We start from the raw sequence: 17,581 nt of genomic DNA, 5'->3' as shown, positions 1-17,581 counted from the left end.
AAACAAAAGGAGGGGGATTCATGTCATATTATCGTTCACACGTCTTGATTTGTGGGGGAACGGGCTGTACATCTTCTAAATCAAGAGAAATTAAAAAGGAATTGGAGTTACAGTTAGAGCGACTAGGGCTTGAGCAGGAAGTTCAAGTGGTGATGACTGGATGTTTTGGCTTATGTGAAGCGGGACCGATTATGATTGTCTATCCAGAAGGAACTTTTTACTCAAAAGTTCAAGTAAGTGATGCGAAGAGAATTGCAGAGGAACATCTTTTAAAAGGACGAATCATTAAAGACTTATTATTTAAAGAAGCCATTGAAGATGGGGAGATTAAATCAGTTAATGAAGTAGAGTTTTATGCTAAACAAACGCGATTAGCTTTACGAAATTGTGGAAAAATTAATCCTGAAAACATTGATGAATATATTGCGCATGATGGATATATGGCATTAGCTAAAGTCTTAACTGAAATGAAACCTGAAGAGGTCATTTCCGAAGTGAAAAAGTCCGGACTTCGTGGTCGCGGAGGCGGAGGTTTTACAACCGGATTAAAGTGGGAGTTTACGTATAAGTCAAAGAGTGATAAAAAATATGTCGCTTGTAATGCGGATGAGGGAGATCCAGGTGCGTTTATGGATCGTTCGATTCTTGAAGGAGATCCTCATGCTGTTTTAGAAGCTATGACAATTGCTGGTTATGCTATTGGGGCAGATACAGGATATATTTATGTTCGTGCAGAATACCCGATTGCTGTTAAGCGTTTGAGTATTGCCATTAAGCAAGCTCATGACTATGGATTGTTAGGAGAAAATATCTTTAATACAGGATTTAATTTTGATATTGAATTACGTTTAGGAGCAGGAGCTTTTGTCTGTGGAGAAGAAACAGCTTTAATTGAGTCGATTGAAGGGAAACGAGGGATGCCACGTCCACGTCCACCATTTCCAGCTGTTAAAGGGGTATGGGAAAAACCGACTTTATTAAATAATGTTGAAACGTATGCTAATATCCCACAAATTATCTTAAAAGGTGGAGATTGGTTTTCTAGTATTGGGACTGAGCGTTCAAAAGGAACGAAAGTATTTGCCTTAGGTGGGAAAATTAATAATACTGGATTAGTTGAGATTCCGATGGGAACGACTCTAAAAGAAGTGATTTATGGTATTGGTGGAGGAATTCCAAATGGTAAGAAATTTAAAGCTGCTCAAACTGGAGGACCTTCAGGTGGTTGTTTAACAGAAGAATATTTAGATACAGAAATTGATTTCGATAATCTAGTGGCACTTGGTTCAATGATGGGATCAGGTGGAATGATTATTATGGATGAAGATAACTGCATGGTTGATATTGCACGCTTTTATTTAGATTTTACATGTGATGAATCATGTGGGAAATGTACACCTTGTCGTGAAGGAACAAAGCGTATGATGGGAATTTTGAATAAGATTACAGAAGGAAAAGGTGAACTTTCGGACTTAGATGAATTAGAACAATTGGCAGATTACATTAAAGCTAATTCATTATGTGGTTTAGGTCAGACAGCACCCAATCCAGTTTTATCAACAATGCATCATTTTAAAGATGAATACTTGGCCCATGTTATTGATAAACGTTGTCCAGCTGGTGTTTGTTCAAAGTTATTAGAGTACTATATCACTGAAAAATGTATTGGGTGTGGAATGTGTGCTAAATCTTGTCCGGCTGCATGTATTAAGCCAATTGGAGAAGTCGTAAATGCCAAAACCGGCCGACGTCGTCATGTGATTAATAAAGTCGATTGTATTAAGTGTGGGGCATGTATGGCAACTTGTCCGACTAAAATTAGTGCGATTATTAAGCGATAGGAGGAGGAAAGATGGGAGTAGTTCATATTACTTTAAATGGGATGCCATATGTTGTTCCAGATACATATACGATTTTAGAAGCAGCACGGGAAGTGGGAATTAAAATTCCAACACTTTGCTTTTTAAAAGATTTAAATGAGACGGGAGCATGTCGTGTTTGTGTTGTGGAAGTCAAAGGTGCTCGGTCATTAGTTACAGCATGTAATATGAAAGTTAGTGAGGGAATGGAAATCTTAACTCATTCTAAGCGAATTTTAAATGCGAGAAAGACAACGGTTGAATTATTACTTGCGAACCATAATATTGAATGTACAACGTGTAATCGTAATCATAATTGTGAATTGAAACAACTTTCAAATGATTTAAACTGTAAGAGTGATCGATTTGAAGGAGAGCGTCGTGAGACAATTTATCGTGATGATTCTTACTCAATTGTACGTGATACATCAAAGTGTATTTTATGTGGACGTTGTATCGCTGCTTGTCGTGAAAAAGCAGGAGTTGAAGTGTTAGCATTTAATCAACGCGGATTTAAGACATATATTGGGCCAGCATTTGAAATGGGTATGGATCAGGCTGGATGTATCCATTGTGGACAATGTGTGAATGCTTGTCCAACAGCTGCTTTATCGGAACATTCAAATATTGAAGAAGTCATTCAAGCGATTAATGACCCAAATAAAATTGTCGTCTTTCAGGTGGCGCCTGCTGTACGTGCAGCACTTGGTGAAGAATTTGGATTACCATTTGGGACACCAGTAAATGGTAAAATCGCAGCTTCACTTCGACGTATTGGTGGGCCAACGTGTAAAGTGTTTGATACGAACTTTGGTGCAGATTTAACTATTATGGAAGAAGCTTATGAGTTGATTGAACGTATTAATAAGGATGGAGTACTTCCGATGATCACCTCTTGCTCACCAGGTTGGATTCGATTAGTGGAGCAATATCGACCAGAAATAATTCCGAATTTATCGTCATGTAAATCTCCTCAGCAAATGTTTGGTGCAATTTTAAAATCTTACTGGGCAGAGAAAAATAGTGTTAATCCAACTACTATTTACTGTGTGTCAGTTATGCCTTGTATTGCCAAAAAATCAGAGTTAAAACGAGAAGAGATGAACGTGAATGGCATTCAAGATGTAGATGCTTCAATTACAACACGTGAATTGGCAAGAATGATTCGGATGTATGGGTTAGATTTTGTTAATTTACCAGATGAAGACTTTGATCATCCATTGGGTGAATATAGTGGAGCAGGAACTATTTTTGGTGCAACAGGCGGTGTAATGGAAGCTGCCTTGAGAACCGCTGCAGATGTTTTAAGTGGCCAATCGCTGGATGCAATTGAATATGAAGCTGTTCGAGGTGTAGCTGGTTTAAAAGAAGCAACGATTCAAATAGGTGAGTTAAGTTTGAACGTTGCGGTCGTTCATGGAGGAAAACAAGCGCTTGATATTGTGGATGAAATTTTAAGTGGTGAAAAAAAATATCATTTTGTCGAAGTGATGGGATGTAGTGGTGGTTGTGTTGCAGGTGGTGGACAACCTCATGTTCCCGCTTATTTATATAATTCAGGTTTAGATATTCGTGTTGAACGTGCTAAAGCTCTTTATGAAGATGATGAAGCAAGACAAATTCGTAAATCTCATGAAAATCCTGTCATTAAAGCTATGTATGAAGAGTATCTTGGTACGCCAAATAGTCATAAAGCTCATCAATTATTACATACAACCTATCATAAAAAAGACGTGTATAGCTCACAATAATACTTGAATCTTCTTCATTAAAAAATTAGGCTCATCACCAAAATAGTTTCTTGATTTTTTTAAAATATTTTCTCATTTAAAATGATGTTTAAATTATACGGGGACTAGTTAATTTTAAGAATTGAGTGAATAGTTTCAATAGAAAGAAATTGTCAAACCCCATTTCTTTTGAAGATTCAAAAATTAAGAATAAAGATAAAATGGTTATAATGTTTAAAAATAAAAGCAAATGTCTTTGAGACTTTAAAAAGATTAGGTATACTGATAAAGTAGCAATCAAAAATGACCTAATTTAATAAGTTTAAATTAAAAGATTATAAAGTTAGGCTAATTGATATTAAGATTATCTATACCTTTTAATAGAAGGGATAGGGGTAAAATTACAATTTGATTATAATGTTAAAAATTGCTAAAAATAGTTATAAAAGCATTTTACTATTATTGTTCCAATGAATGAGGTATAGTATAATGAAGATATTTCTATTTATACGATTTAATTAGGGAGGTTAATGTTATGTCTAAAGTGTTCCAGTCAATGGACGGATGTCAGGCAGCAGCGTATGTTTCTTACGCATTTACAGAAGTAGCAGGGATTTATCCAATTACGCCTTCGACTCCGATGGCAGAATATACAGACTTATGGGCTTCACAAGGTAAGAAAAATTTATTTGGAGCACCAGTAAAATTAGTTGAGATGCAATCTGAAGCAGGAGCTGCTGGGACAGTTCACGGTTCTTTACAAGCGGGTGCATTAACAACAACTTATACTGCATCACAAGGGTTATTATTAAAAGTACCTAACATGTATAAAATTGCTGGAGAATTATTACCAGGTGTTATTCACGTATCTGCACGTGCGCTTGCGGCACAATCATTATCAATCTTTGGTGATCACCAAGATATTTATGCAGCACGTCAAACTGGATTTGCTATGTTAGCAACGAGCTCAGTACAAGAAGTTATGGACTTAGGTGGGGTAGCTCACTTAGCTGCAATTAAATCAAGTGTTCCATTCTTACACTTCTTCGATGGATTCCGTACATCACATGAAATTCAAAAAGTAGAAGTAATGGATTATGAAGATTTAGGAAAATTATTAGATTACGATAAAGTACGTGAGTTCCGTGCACGTGCAATTAATCCAAATCACCCAGTAACAAAAGGGTCAGCACAAAATGATGATGTTTACTTCCAAACACGCGAAGTTCAAAATAAATACTTTGATGCAGTACCTGCAATTGTAGCAGACTACATGGAAAAAATTGCTGAAATCACAGGGCGTGAATACAAACCATTCATGTACTATGGTGCAGAAGATGCAACTGAAATCATCGTTGCAATGGGATCAATCACAGAAACAATTAAAGAAACCGTTGATTATTTAATTAAAAATGAAGGACGTAAAGTAGGGGTTATCACTGTTCACTTATATCGTCCATTCAGCTCAGAATACTTCTTCAACGTATTACCATCAACAGTAGAACGTATCGCTGTATTAGACCGTACAAAAGAACCAGGAGCAACTAGTGAGCCATTATGCTTAGATATTCGCTCTATCTTCCACGGTCGTGAAAATGCACCGAAAATCATAGGTGGACGCTTCGGATTATCATCAAAAGATACAACACCATCTCATATTGTTGCTGTTTATGATAACTTAGCTGGGGAAATGAAAGATGACTTTACAGTAGGTATCGTCGATGACGTAACATTCAAATCATTACCTGTAAATAATGAGGTAATGGTTTTAGGAGATGATGTAACAGAAGCATTATTCTTCGGATTAGGATCTGATGGAACAATCGGAGCTAATAAAAACACAATCAAAATCATCGGTGAAAATACTGATTTATATGCACAAGCTTACTTTGCATACGATTCTAAAAAATCAGGTGGTTTAACACGTTCTAACTTACGTTTCGGTAAGGATGTTATCCGTGCACCATACTTAGTATCAACACCAAGCTTCGTATCATGTTCAATGGATACATATATTGGTAAATACGATATGATTAGCGGTTTACGTCAAGGAGGAACATTCTTATTAAATACTGTTCACTCAGCAGAGGAAATTGTTAACCATATGCCAAATAGCTTCAAAAAGCAATTAGCAGAGAAAAATGCTAAGTTCTATATCATTGATGCCGTAACTTTAGCTAAAGAAATTGGATTAGGACGTCGTACTAATACAATTATGCAATCTGCATTCTTCAAATTAAATGAGCAAATCATGCCATATGAACGTGCTCAAGAATTAATGAAAAAATACGTGGAGAAATTATATTCACGTAAAGGAGAAGCAATTATCGCAATGAACTTTGCTGCTATTGATAAAGGAGCTGAAGGTTTAATTGAGGTAACTGTTGATCCAGCATGGGCCAACTTAACACCAGAAGAAGCACATGTTAAAGAAGGCCGCCCTCACTTTGTTGAAACAATCGCTGATGTAATCAACCATAGTAAAGGTGACACATTACCAGTATCAGCATTCGTAGACTATGCAGATGGAACAATGCCAAATGGTACGGCTGCGTATGAAAAACGTGGAATTGCTAACTTTGTACCAAAATGGATTGAAGAAAACTGTATCCAATGTAACCAATGTGCTTACGTATGTCCTCATGCAGTTATCCGTCCATTCTTAGTAACAGAAGCTGAGAAGGAGCAAGCTCCAGAAGGAACACGTACATTAAAAGCAATTGGTAAAGGATTAGATGGATTAGAATATTGTATCCAAGTATCAACATTAGACTGTACAGGATGTGAAGTATGTGCGCATATCTGTCCAGGTAAAAAAGGAAACAAAGCATTAGTTATGGTTCCAATTAGTGAAGAATTAGAAGCAGGACAAGTCGATCGTGCTGAATACTTCTTCAACAACGTCACATACAAAGATGATTTAATGCCAAAAACAACAGTTAAAGGTTCACAATTTGCTCAACCATTATTCGAATTCTCAGGAGCATGTGCTGGATGTGGGGAAACTCCATACATCACATTATTAACTCGTTTATTTGGAGATCGTATGACAATTGCCAATGCAACTGGATGTTCATCAATCTATGGGGCATCATTCCCAGCTACACCTTATACAAAAAATGCTGAAGGAAATGGACCAGCATGGGCAAACTCATTATTCGAAGATAATGCTGAGTTTGGATTCGGTATGCATATTGCAGCTGAAACATTACGTAACCGTATTGGATTATTAATGGAAGAAAATATGGATAAAGTTGAGGCTGAATTATCTGAATTATTCACTAAATGGTTACAAAACCGTCATAGTGGAGAAGTAACAAAAGCATTAGCACCTCAATTAGAAGTTGCCATTGCAAATTCTTCAAATGAAGCAGTTAAAGAAATTTTGGACTTAAAAGATTACATCGTTAAACAGTCTAACTGGATTATCGGTGGAGACGGATGGGCTTATGACATCGGATATGGTGGATTAGACCACGTTATCGCTAATAATGAAGATGTTAATATCTTAGTATTAGATACTGAGGTTTACTCAAATACAGGTGGACAATCATCTAAATCTTCACGTGCTGCATCAATCGCTAAGTTTACAGCAGCAGGTAAGAGTGGTAAGAAGAAAGACTTAGCAGCAATCGCAATGTCTTATGGACACGTCTATGTTGCTCAAGTTTCTCATGGTGCAAATCAAGCTCAAGTTATTAAAGCAATGATGGAAGCTGAAAAACACCAAGGTCCATCTATCGTTATCGCATACTCACCATGTATCGCTCACGGTATTAAAGGTGGATTAGCAAACTCAATGAGCCAAGCTAAATTAGCGACTGAATGTGGATACTGGCCAACATACCGCTTCGATCCTAAATTATTAGAAGAAGGTAAAAACCCATTACAAATGGATTCTAAAGCACCAAACTGGGATAAATACCGAGACTTCTTAATGAGTGAAGCTCGTTATGCTCAAGTTACAAAAATTAACCCAGAGCATGCTGAAGAATTATTAGAAGCAAATCGTCGTGACTCACAACGTCGTTTCCGTCAATTACAACGTATGGCTGCATTAGATTTCTCTGATGAAGTAGAAGTTGTAGAAGAAAAAGAATCAGCAGAATAATTTTTAAAAAAGCTTATCGGATAAATCCGATAAGCTTTTTTTATTGATATGTGATGTGAAATGGCTTGAAAAAACAACTAATAACAACTCGACACAACATAACAAAAAGTGTCGAATCGTTTTAGAAATAATAGAAACTGGGATTAAATAACGCTTACACTCGGGGTGTTGTGTAACGGGTTACGATAAATCATAATTTTTGTGAACTATATGACAAAAGATGATAAAAATACCAAATATCGCGTGATAGTATTAGAGTGTTCAAAAAAGTGTTGAATAAAATAAATCAATATACAGCTTAAAAGATAGAAGTGGGGGATTTTAGGATGAAAACTTTAGCTATGATTTTAGCAGGTGGACGTGGATCACGTCTAGACATTTTATCACTTGGAAGAGCCAAGCCGAGTGTGCCTTTCGCAGGGAAATTTAGAATTATCGATTTCGTATTGAGTAATTGCTCAAATTCAGGAATATACGATATTGGAATTTTAACCCAATATTTACCATTATCATTAAATGAACACATCGGATTAGGTCAAGCATGGGATTTTGATCGTAAAAATACGGGAGTAACGTTATTACAACCATGTGAAGGTCATTCATCAGATCAATGGTATACAGGAACAGCAGATGCGATTTTACAAAATATTAGTTATATTAAACGTAAGAATCCGGACAACGTTTTAATTTTATCAGGGGATCATATTTATAAAATGGATTATCGTCCATTAATCCAACAACATATTGAGAAAGGTGCAGATGTAACAGTTTGTGCTCAAGAAGTTGAGTGGAGTGAAGCGTCTCGCTTTGGAATTTTAACAGATGATGAAAATGGACGTATTGTAGAGTTCGCTGAGAAACCAGCAGAGCCTAAGAGTAATCTAGCATCGATGGGGATTTATGTGTTTAAAACGGATGTATTAATTAATACGTTACAACATCTTAAAAAGGTTGGTTTAGATTTTGGAAGTGACGTTATTCCTCATTTAATTGAGAATGGACATGTTTATTCTTACCGCTTCCGTGATTACTGGAAAGATGTTGGAACATACGAGTCGTATTTAGAGGCTAATTTAGAATTAACAACAACAGTCGATAAAATTCAATTAGATATGTATGATAAAGATTGGGTTATTCATACAAAGAGTGAAGAAAAACCAACTGCTAAATTTGGTTCAAAGGCTCAAGTTTGTCAAAGCTTGATTTCAAATGGTTCAATTATTGCCGGATCTGTGACTAAATGCGTAGTAAGTCCAGGTGTTCATATTCATCCAAATGCTATTGTTCGTAATAGTATTATTATGAATGATACCATCATTGAAGAGGGATGTGTCATTGATGGAGCTATTATTGATAAAAACTGTGTTATTGGTAAAGGAAGTATCATTGGGCGTGGATCTAATGTTTGTCCAAATCAAGAAAAACCAAAAGTATTATCAAGTGGCTTAAATGTTATTGGTAAAGGGGTACATATTCCTGAGGGAACAATTATTGAACGTAATGTTCGTATTTTTCCGCATGTTGCTGAGACAGACTTTAGTGACAAAATTATAGCTTGTGGTAGCACGGTTTATCCTGCAAAGGAGGCTTAAACCGTGAAGATTGCATTTGTTTCATCTGAAGTTTATCCATTTATTAAAACAGGAGGGCTAGCTGATGTAGCTTATGCCCTTCCAAAAGCACTAGTTAAACAAGGCCATGATGTTCGTGTTATTTTACCAGGTTATAAACAAATCCCTGAGGGAATGTTAAAAGGTGCATATTGGGTAACCAATGTTGAGGTTATGGGCAAACTATTTTGGATTAATTGTGTTGAGTTAGAGGGGGTTAAATATTACTTAATATTTGAACCACTTTTTTCAAACCGACATTCTATTTATGAGTGTGAAGATCGCGATTATCAATTTGCTATGTTCTGTGAAGTTACCCTGCGCTTATTAAAGAATATTAATTTTCAGCCAAATATTATTCATACGAATGATTGGCAGACGGGGTTAATTCCATTTTTTATGGATCAGCGTTATTATGCCGATCCGTTTTATTACAATACTAAAACAGTTTATACGATTCATAACTTACGTTTCCAAGGACAATTCACTTCACATGCCGTTCGCCATTTAGGCTATCGATTTGATGATATAAATATTAACTATATGCAGTTAGGGATTCAATATGCAAATAAGGTGACAACGGTTAGTGAGACATATGCTAAAGAAATTTTAACGGATTTCTATGGGGAAAATTTAAATCATATTTTAAGTATGCGTCAATCTGATTTGAGTGGAATTGTTAATGGAATTGATACTGATATCTTTAATCCAGCGGTTGACACAGCACTTGTTTCACCTTACACCGAAGAGACATTAGAATTGAAACTTAAAAATAAAGAAGAATTACAGAGACGTTTTAATTTAGAAATCAATGCTGATATTCCGTTGATTGGAATTGTCACACGATTAGATTCACAAAAAGGATTAGACTTAATTACTTGTGTTTTAGAAGAGTTATTAATTTACGATAATATTCAATTTTTCTTGCTCGGATCTGGAGAGGCAAAGTATGAACAGTATTTCCAATGGATTCGAGATAAGTATCCGAAACAGGTGGGGATTTATTTAGGATATAATGGAAAACTTGCAAACTTAGTTTATGGTGCAAGTGATATGTTCTTAATGCCATCATTATATGAGCCATGTGGTTTATCACAGTTAATATCACTGCGATACGGAACAGTTCCGATTGTTCGTGAAACAGGTGGATTAAATGATACGGTTCATTCCTATAATGAAGCTACTGGTGAAGGAAATGGATTTAGCTTTACCAATTATAATGCGCATGATATGTTATATACCATTCGTCGAGCATTAGATTATTATCATCATAACAAAGAAGTTTGGCATCAATTAATGGTGACAGGAATGACTGGAGATTACTCTTGGGAGCATTCGGCTCATCGTTATGTTGAACTCTACCAATCTATGTTTTAATACGACATTAAAAGCATAAAAGCAATCTATCTTGCTTTTATGCTTTTTTGTTACTTTTTTGATAACTTTAGGCATTTAGCAAAAACTAAAAAGTGGATGTGAAATATCTGTTTTTGCTTCTATATAAATAGCGAAATATATTTCATATTCTAACAATCAGGCTTAGTACGCAAGTCTTTTTGATAGAAAGGCGAACTAGGGTAGCGATGGGTCACCTAGCGATTTCTGAAGAAATCCATTCCTTTACTGCTAGGACTGGGTCATCTGCCATTTTCGCAGAAAATGTATCCTCCATTGGCAGGGCTGGGTCACCTGCCATTTTCGCAGAAAATGTATCCTCCATTGGCAGGGCTGGGTCACCTGCCATTTTCGCAGAAAATGTATCCTCCATTGGCAGGGCTTTATTTTTTACGTTATGAAAAACTTATTGGGGTTTATATATAGTTGGTCAGAATTAATGAAATTTTAAGGGGTGAAGTCTGATACTCTAAATGTAAAATATTAATCATTTTCAATATAGATTATGGTAAAATAGCATATATACTTAAATGTCGAATGATTATGTAAAAAGGTGATAATATGTCAGTGGATAAAAATAAAATTGAAACGGCCGTAAGAATGATTTTAGAAGCCGTTGGAGAAAATCCAGATCGAGAAGGAATAGTTGATACACCAGCACGTGTAGCACGTATGTATGAGGAAGTTTTCGGTGGATTACATGAAGATCCTTCAAAACATTTACAAGTTTATTTCAGTGAAGAATATGATCAATATGTCTTAGTACAAGATATTGTCTTCCACTCAATGTGTGAACATCATTTATTACCGTTCTTTGGGAAAGTTCATGTGGCGTATTATCCTGAGAATAATGAGGTAGTGGGATTAAGTAAGATTGCTCGTGTAACAGATGTTGTTTCACGTCGACCACAACTTCAGGAGCGTATGGGAAAACAAATTGGGGATACGATTGCTAATGCGATTAAATCAAAAGGTGTGATGGTTGTTATTGAAGCCGAGCATATGTGCATGGTAATGCGTGGCATTAAAAAACCGGGAGCTATGACCAAAACAATCTATAGCACTGGAATTTTTAAAGAAGATTTAGCAATGAGACAGGAAGTATTAAATTTAATTAAAGGATAGGAGTCATCGATATGCGTTATTTAAGTAGTGGAGAATCACATGGACCACAGCTAACAGCAATTATTGAAGGAGTCCCTGCAGGACTTACTTTAACAGCAGAGATGATTAATCAAGATTTAAGGATCCGTCAACAAGGATATGGACGTGGCGACCGTATGAAAATTGAAAGTGACCAAGTGCAGATTACAAGTGGTGTCCGTCATGGGGTTACGCTTGGATCCCCAATTACACTTGTCATTAAAAATAAGGATAATAAAAATTGGGGTCATGTCATGGCGATTGAGCCGATTGATGAGCATGATTATGAAATTAAAAAAGTGCCACGACCAGGCCATGCTGATTTAGTTGGGGCAATGAAATACGGGCATCGAGATTTAAGAAATGTTTTAGAACGTTCATCTGCACGCGAAACAGCGATTCGTGTTGCAGTTGGAGCCGTTGCTAAACAGATTTTAAAAGCGTTAGATATTGAGGTTATTTCTCATGTTTTACAAATTGGGAAAGTATCAGTAACGAATTATCCAACAACAATTTCAACTATTCAAGCTGCGATTGCTAATTCGCCTGTTCGTTGTGTTGATTCAGACCTTTCGATTCAAATGTGTCAACATATTGATGAAGCGAAACAGCAAGGTGATTCAGTCGGAGGGATTGTTCAAGTATTAGCTGAAAATGTACCGGCAGGTCTTGGTAGTTATGTTCAATTTGATCGAAAATTAGACGCTAAAATTGCCGCAGCCTTTATGGGGGTACAATCAGTTAAGGGGGTTTATTTTGGTGATGCGATGATGGCGAGTTCTCATTTTGGAAGTGAAGTCCATGATCAAATCTCATATGATCAAGGATTTACGCGAATGAGTAATCATTATGGTGGATTTGAAGGGGGTATGACGAATGGAATGCCAGTTGTGGTGCAGGCGATGATCAAACCAATTCCAACGTTATATCAGCCATTAAACTCGATTCATATTGATACGAAAGAAGTGGAGGAAAGTATGATTGAGCGCTCAGATAGTTGCGTGGTTCCCGCTGCGGGTGTCGTTTTAGAATCAGTTTTAGCCTTTGAACTAGCAAAGGAGATATTAGAAGAATTCCAATCTAACCAAATGTCACCTTTAATTAAAGCTGTAAAATGTCACCGTGAAGCAATGAGGGATTTTTAATGAAACAATTACAAGTTAAAACGCATCAAGGGGAGTATCCTATTTATATTGGTGATGGTTGTTTAAATGAGTTAACGCCATTCATCCAAAAAGCGACACAAGTAGTTGTCATTACAGATGAAACTGTCTATGAGTTACATTATCAAACGTTAGCGCATGTTTTATCAAAAGAGGCCTTAGTATATGTCATCAAACCAGGAGAAGCATCAAAAAGTTTCGAGGTGTATCATGCGATTCAAACGTTTCTGATTCAAAATCAAGTTGATCGTAAGGCGTTAATATTAGCCTTTGGTGGTGGAGTCGTCGGTGATCTAGCTGGATTTGTTGCCGCAACGTATATGCGTGGAATTGATTTTATTCAAGTTCCGACCACCTTACTGGCGCATGATAGTGCGGTCGGTGGAAAGGTCGCGATTAATCATGAGCTTGGAAAGAATTTAATTGGTGCCTTTTATCCACCGAAAGCTGTCATCTACGAATTGCCATTGTTAGCAACGTTATCGGATAAAGAGTGGAGAAGTGGGTTAGCAGAGATGGTGAAGCATGGTTTCATTTCAGATGAGGTACTATTGAAGACGTTAATGTCGTTTCATACATTAGACCCACTGCAGGAAGAAATCTTTGCTGCTTTACTAATGCAAAGTCTGATGGTTAAAAAGAATGTGGTTGAAATGGATGAGTTTGAAAAAGGAAGTCGTGCTTTTTTAAACTTTGGCCATACGTTTGGCCATGCGATTGAACTCGATGAGAAAAGCTTATCACACGGTGAAGCTGTCGCTATTGGGATTATATTTGCGCTATATTTAAGTAAGAAAACATTTAAGATTGATTTAGCGATAGATGATTACATATCTTATTTAAAACAGCTTAACTTTCCCCTATTCTTAAAAGCAGATCGTGCAACACAATATATGAACTACATGTTACATGATAAAAAGAATGAACAACATCAGATCCGTTTTGTTTTATTAAAAGAGGTAGGCAATCCTGTTTTAGTAACATTTAGCGAAGAAGAATTAAAGCCAATGTTACAACAATTTTTAAATGAAATGACAAAAGAGGTGAGAGTATGTCATTAAAGGGAAGCATTAAAGTAGCAGGAGATAAATCAATTACTCATCGTGCCATTATTTTTAGTAGTTTATCCAAAGGGACGACAAGAATTCACGAGCCATTACTAGGAGCAGACTGTATTAGTACGCTAGAAATTTTTAAACAATTTGGTGTGAAGTCTGAATTAAGCAAGGATTGTTTAATAATCACGAGCCCGGGGTTAGAGAGTTTTTGTTATGATCAGTCAATTTTAGATGCCGGAAATTCTGGAACAACCGCACGCTTATTGATGGGCGTACTATCCAACTTACCTGCTACATTAACGTTAATTGGTGATGAATCATTATCGAAGCGCCCAATGAAACGAGTGACTCTCCCTCTTTCACAAATGGGGGCTAATATTACGCTAGAAAATGATGCTACATTACCTGCTACAATTACTGGTCATCAGTTGACGGGAATTTCTTATGAGCTTCCCGTTGCAAGTGCCCAAGTGAAGTCTGCCATTATGTTAGCTGGGATGTTAGCTCAAGGTGTGACGACGATTCATGAACCAATTCCGACGCGTGATCATACGGAAAAAATGTTTGAGGATTTCCAAATTGCCTATAATAAAGTGAATCGAATGATTACGGTTCAAGGACCACAGATGCCGATCACACCAGGGGAAGTCTTTGTACCGGGTGATATTTCCTCTGCAGCGTTCTTTATCGTAGCGGCATTAATGGTTCCAGGTAGTGATGTAATGATTGAAAATGTCGGAATTAATGAGACACGTTCAGGAATTATTGATGTGATTCGAGCGATGAATGGAAAGATTACATTAGTCAATGAACGTTATTTTGGTGGTGAACCAGTCGCTGATCTTCATATTCAATACACGAAAGACTTAGTTGCCACGACGATTGAAGGCGATATGATTCCACGCTTAATTGATGAAATCCCTATTTTAGCGTTACTTGCCACACGTGCAAAAGGGATAACAGTCATTAAAGATGCTGAGGAGTTGAAGGTTAAAGAAACGAACCGTATTGATGTGACCGTCAACCAGCTAAAAGCAATTGGCGCCGAAATAAAAAGTACTGATGATGGAATGATAATCACAGGACAGCCGGAAGGTTCGTTTAATCAGGCGTCAGTCTCAAGTCATAAAGATCATCGAATTGCGATGATGCTCTGTGTGGCTTCGTTATTAATCGATGAACCACTCATTATTGAAGATGTTGAGTCAATGGAGATTTCATATCCAGACTTCTTAAAACATCTAAATGTGTTATTAGGAAATTAGAGGTGTTATAAATGTCAATTGAATATTTTATTGAGTTATATGAGAAAGGGCAACTGACAGAAGAGGCGATTGAGCAGATGCAACATTTTGCGTTTGATGCTAATGATGATGAAATCTTCATTATTGCTCAAATTTTCGCGGCGATTGCTCATGTCTCAAAAGCGATTGAGTTAGTTGAACCATTGTTAGTAAAATATCCAAATGAAGTCAACTTAAAAACATTCTTAGCGGATTTATATTTAGATTTAGCTGAGGATGAAAAAGCACTTGACTTATTAGCGGGTAGCGATGAAGAAACGAATGCGAGTGTTCTTTTACTCGAAGCAGATATGTACATCGCTCAAGGATTATTTGAAGTCGCTGAAGATAAGTTAAAGAAAGCTATATCACTCGAACCTCATAACGATTTAATTAAACTAGCTTATGCTGAGTTTTATCATCACATTGGAGAATTTGAAAAAGCATTAGATTTATACTTAGATTTAATTGAATGTGGATTAAACGCTGACATTAATGTGTATGACCGTTTAGCAACGTGCTACAGCCATATTGGAGAATTTGAGAAAGCATTAGAACAATTCGATTTATCAGAAAAATATTTTGGTAAGTTGAATACGGATCAACTTTTTAATAAAGGATTCCTTGCTTATCAAGTCGACGATTACTCATTAGCTAAGCGCGTGTTTCATGATTTAAAAGAATTAGATTCAAGCTATGATACAATTTATCCATTGTTAGCAAAAATCTATCTAAAAGAAGAAGATTATGAAAAAGCACTTGAAATGATTCAAGAAGGGATAACACATAATGAATTCAATGCCGAGTTACACTACTTAAAAGGATTGGCTTTAGAGAAATTAAAAGATTTAGAAGGGGCGCGCGATGCTTATTATGAGGCCTTAAACTTAGATCCAGAAGATTTAGAAGCAGCACTTCGTAGTAACCGTATTTGCTTAGTGTTAGAAGACTTTGAAGAAGTCGTTCAAAATATTCAACATTATGAAGAAAACGGATTATTTGATGACCGATTTGATTGGGATTTAGCGATTGCTTTCTTAGAATTAGAGGAGTATGATGAAGCGGCTTCATACTTTGAGAAAGCATTCGTCAACTATGGAGAAAATGTTGATTTCTTATTTGATTATGCGCAATTCTTAATGGAAGAAGGACGTCGTGAAGAGGCAGCGAAACAACTTGAGAAAATTTTAAATATTGATCCAAGTTTAACACCGGCTCGAGAGTTACTAGAGAATTTAATGTAAGAATTGTATAAAACTCAAAAAATGGTTTTTACAATCTGATGACAAAACCTTAAATGGTGTATAATACATCTTAAAGAAATTCTAGTAGAGGTGATTGAACAATGTTCTTATATTATGGTGGATATTACGGTGGATATGGGATGCGTTTCGATTCATCGTATTTAATTTATTTATTGATAGCATTAATCGTCCCGATGTTAGCCCAAGGTTATTTATCATCGACGTTTAACCAATACTTACGTGTTCGCGCTTCATCAGGTTTAACTGGAGCGGACGTGGCACGTCGTATCCTAGATCGAAATGGATTACAACATGTTCATTTGACAGAGGTTGGTGGTCGTTTGAGTGACCATTATGATCCAAGTCGTAAAACAGTTCGTTTATCACGTGATATTTATCATGGAACATCGATTGCTGCTTTAGCAGTTGCTGCTCATGAATGTGGACATGCGATTCAACATGCGAATGCCTATGCACCACTTCAATTCCGTTCAGCAATGTTTCCAGTCGTAAATTTTGCCAATAAGTTTGGTTACTTAGCCATTCTTTTAGGATTTATTTTTGGTGGTTCATCATTTTTATTACTTGGGATTATTTTAGTTGGCGTAACCGTGTTATTCCAAATTGTGACTTTACCTGTTGAGTTTAATGCATCAACTCGTGCAGTTGCTCAGTTATCAGAAATGAATATTTTATATGGTAACGAAGAAAAAGCAGGGGCACGTAAAGTGTTAACGGCGGCAGCATTAACGTATGTAGCGGGAGCTGTGGTGGCCATTGCCGAATTATTACGTTTAATCATGATTTTTAATTCACGCAATAACGATTAATTAAAAAGTCATCAAACTTAACGTTTGATGACTTTTTTTATGTTGTAGTAAAATAAAAGTAACTATTCAGCCACCAAGTAAACGAATTCCGTTTCTTGGTGTTTTTGTTAATGATATGTAGCTCTCGTGAATAACTTACCTATTTGTAAGATTTA

12 protein-coding genes are annotated in these 17,581 nt (G+C 36.4%); 11 read left to right on the top strand and 1 reads right to left on the bottom strand.

Features of this window, described 5'->3' with window-relative positions:
- Positions 1-20: 20 nt before the first annotated feature.
- From nuoF to NEH74_RS03185, 5 genes are all read left to right on the top strand, one after another.
- A complete protein-coding gene (nuoF, locus tag NEH74_RS03205) occupies positions 21-1,841 on the top strand; it encodes an NADH-quinone oxidoreductase subunit NuoF (protein ID WP_262941073.1) in 1,821 nt (606 codons plus the stop codon).
- An 11-nt stretch (positions 1,842-1,852) separates the two neighbouring features.
- On the top strand, positions 1,853-3,610 hold the full coding sequence (locus tag NEH74_RS03200) for an NADH-dependent [FeFe] hydrogenase, group A6 (protein ID WP_262941072.1): 1,758 nt from the start codon (positions 1,853-1,855) through the stop codon (positions 3,608-3,610).
- Between the two features lie 514 nt (positions 3,611-4,124).
- Positions 4,125-7,700, top strand: coding sequence for a pyruvate:ferredoxin (flavodoxin) oxidoreductase (gene nifJ, locus NEH74_RS03195; RefSeq protein ID WP_262941071.1), 3,576 nt, complete (start codon positions 4,125-4,127; stop codon positions 7,698-7,700).
- A gap of 326 nt (positions 7,701-8,026) precedes the next feature.
- Positions 8,027-9,292, top strand: a complete 1,266-nt coding sequence (locus NEH74_RS03190) for a glucose-1-phosphate adenylyltransferase (protein ID WP_055305497.1) — start codon at positions 8,027-8,029, stop codon at positions 9,290-9,292.
- Positions 9,293-9,295: 3 nt separating this feature from the next.
- Positions 9,296-10,687, top strand: coding sequence for a glycogen synthase (locus tag NEH74_RS03185; protein ID WP_055277641.1), 1,392 nt, complete (start codon positions 9,296-9,298; stop codon positions 10,685-10,687).
- 211 nt (positions 10,688-10,898) lie between these two features.
- On the opposite strand, the gene NEH74_RS03180 is transcribed toward NEH74_RS03185, so the two are convergent.
- A complete protein-coding gene (locus NEH74_RS03180; protein ID WP_262941070.1) occupies positions 10,899-11,054 on the bottom strand; it encodes a hypothetical protein in 156 nt (51 codons plus the stop codon).
- Between the two features lie 212 nt (positions 11,055-11,266).
- Between NEH74_RS03180 and folE the strand changes: the two genes are divergently transcribed.
- The 6 genes from folE to NEH74_RS03150 all read left to right on the top strand — a co-directional run bounded on the left by folE (position 11,267) and on the right by NEH74_RS03150 (position 17,426).
- Positions 11,267-11,830: a GTP cyclohydrolase I FolE gene (gene folE / locus NEH74_RS03175; protein ID WP_055243131.1), complete on the top strand. Its 564-nt coding sequence runs from the start codon at positions 11,267-11,269 to the stop codon at positions 11,828-11,830.
- An 11-nt stretch (positions 11,831-11,841) separates the two neighbouring features.
- Complete coding sequence (gene aroC, locus NEH74_RS03170; RefSeq protein WP_055305496.1) at positions 11,842-12,993, top strand: chorismate synthase; 1,152 nt, start codon at positions 11,842-11,844, stop codon at positions 12,991-12,993.
- Complete coding sequence (gene aroB / locus NEH74_RS03165; protein WP_055243127.1) at positions 12,993-14,072, top strand: 3-dehydroquinate synthase; 1,080 nt, start codon at positions 12,993-12,995, stop codon at positions 14,070-14,072. Before aroC ends, aroB begins: the two co-directional genes overlap by 1 nt.
- On the top strand, positions 14,063-15,334 hold the full coding sequence (gene aroA / locus NEH74_RS03160) for a 3-phosphoshikimate 1-carboxyvinyltransferase (RefSeq protein WP_055305495.1): 1,272 nt from the start codon (positions 14,063-14,065) through the stop codon (positions 15,332-15,334). The genes aroB and aroA overlap by 10 nt, the downstream gene beginning before the upstream one ends.
- An 11-nt stretch (positions 15,335-15,345) precedes the next feature.
- Positions 15,346-16,596 (top strand): tetratricopeptide repeat protein, encoded by a 1,251-nt coding sequence (locus NEH74_RS03155; RefSeq protein ID WP_055243123.1) that lies wholly within the window; start codon positions 15,346-15,348, stop codon positions 16,594-16,596.
- A 101-nt stretch (positions 16,597-16,697) separates the two neighbouring features.
- Complete coding sequence (locus tag NEH74_RS03150; RefSeq protein ID WP_055243121.1) at positions 16,698-17,426, top strand: zinc metallopeptidase; 729 nt, start codon at positions 16,698-16,700, stop codon at positions 17,424-17,426.
- Positions 17,427-17,581: the final 155 nt, after the last annotated feature.

It is taken from the genome of Turicibacter sp. GALT-G1 (genome assembly GCF_025594995.1).
Classification (GTDB): domain Bacteria; phylum Bacillota_I; class Bacilli_A; order MOL361; family Turicibacteraceae; genus Turicibacter; species Turicibacter bilis.
The sequence above is the reverse complement of the archived record's forward strand: the minus strand, read 5'-3'. Positions and strand labels throughout refer to the sequence as shown.

Bases quoted from the DNA above. Each gene is read 5' to 3' on its own strand.
- folE (WP_055243131.1), top strand. From the start codon at position 11,267: ATGTCAGTGGATAAAAATAAAATTGAAACGGCCGTAAGAATGATTTTA.
- NEH74_RS03190 (WP_055305497.1), top strand. From the start codon at position 8,027: ATGAAAACTTTAGCTATGATTTTAGCAGGTGGACGTGGATCACGTCTA.
- aroC (WP_055305496.1), top strand. From the start codon at position 11,842: ATGCGTTATTTAAGTAGTGGAGAATCACATGGACCACAGCTAACAGCA.
- aroB (WP_055243127.1), top strand. From the start codon at position 12,993: ATGAAACAATTACAAGTTAAAACGCATCAAGGGGAGTATCCTATTTAT.
- NEH74_RS03200 (WP_262941072.1), top strand. From the start codon at position 1,853: ATGGGAGTAGTTCATATTACTTTAAATGGGATGCCATATGTTGTTCCA.
- nifJ (WP_262941071.1), top strand. From the start codon at position 4,125: ATGTCTAAAGTGTTCCAGTCAATGGACGGATGTCAGGCAGCAGCGTAT.
- nuoF (WP_262941073.1), top strand. From the start codon at position 21: ATGTCATATTATCGTTCACACGTCTTGATTTGTGGGGGAACGGGCTGT.
- NEH74_RS03155 (WP_055243123.1), top strand. From the start codon at position 15,346: ATGTCAATTGAATATTTTATTGAGTTATATGAGAAAGGGCAACTGACA.
- NEH74_RS03150 (WP_055243121.1), top strand. From the start codon at position 16,698: ATGTTCTTATATTATGGTGGATATTACGGTGGATATGGGATGCGTTTC.
- NEH74_RS03180 (WP_262941070.1), bottom strand. From the start codon at position 11,054: ATGGCAGGTGACCCAGCCCTGCCAATGGAGGATACATTTTCTGCGAAA.
- aroA (WP_055305495.1), top strand. From the start codon at position 14,063: ATGTCATTAAAGGGAAGCATTAAAGTAGCAGGAGATAAATCAATTACT.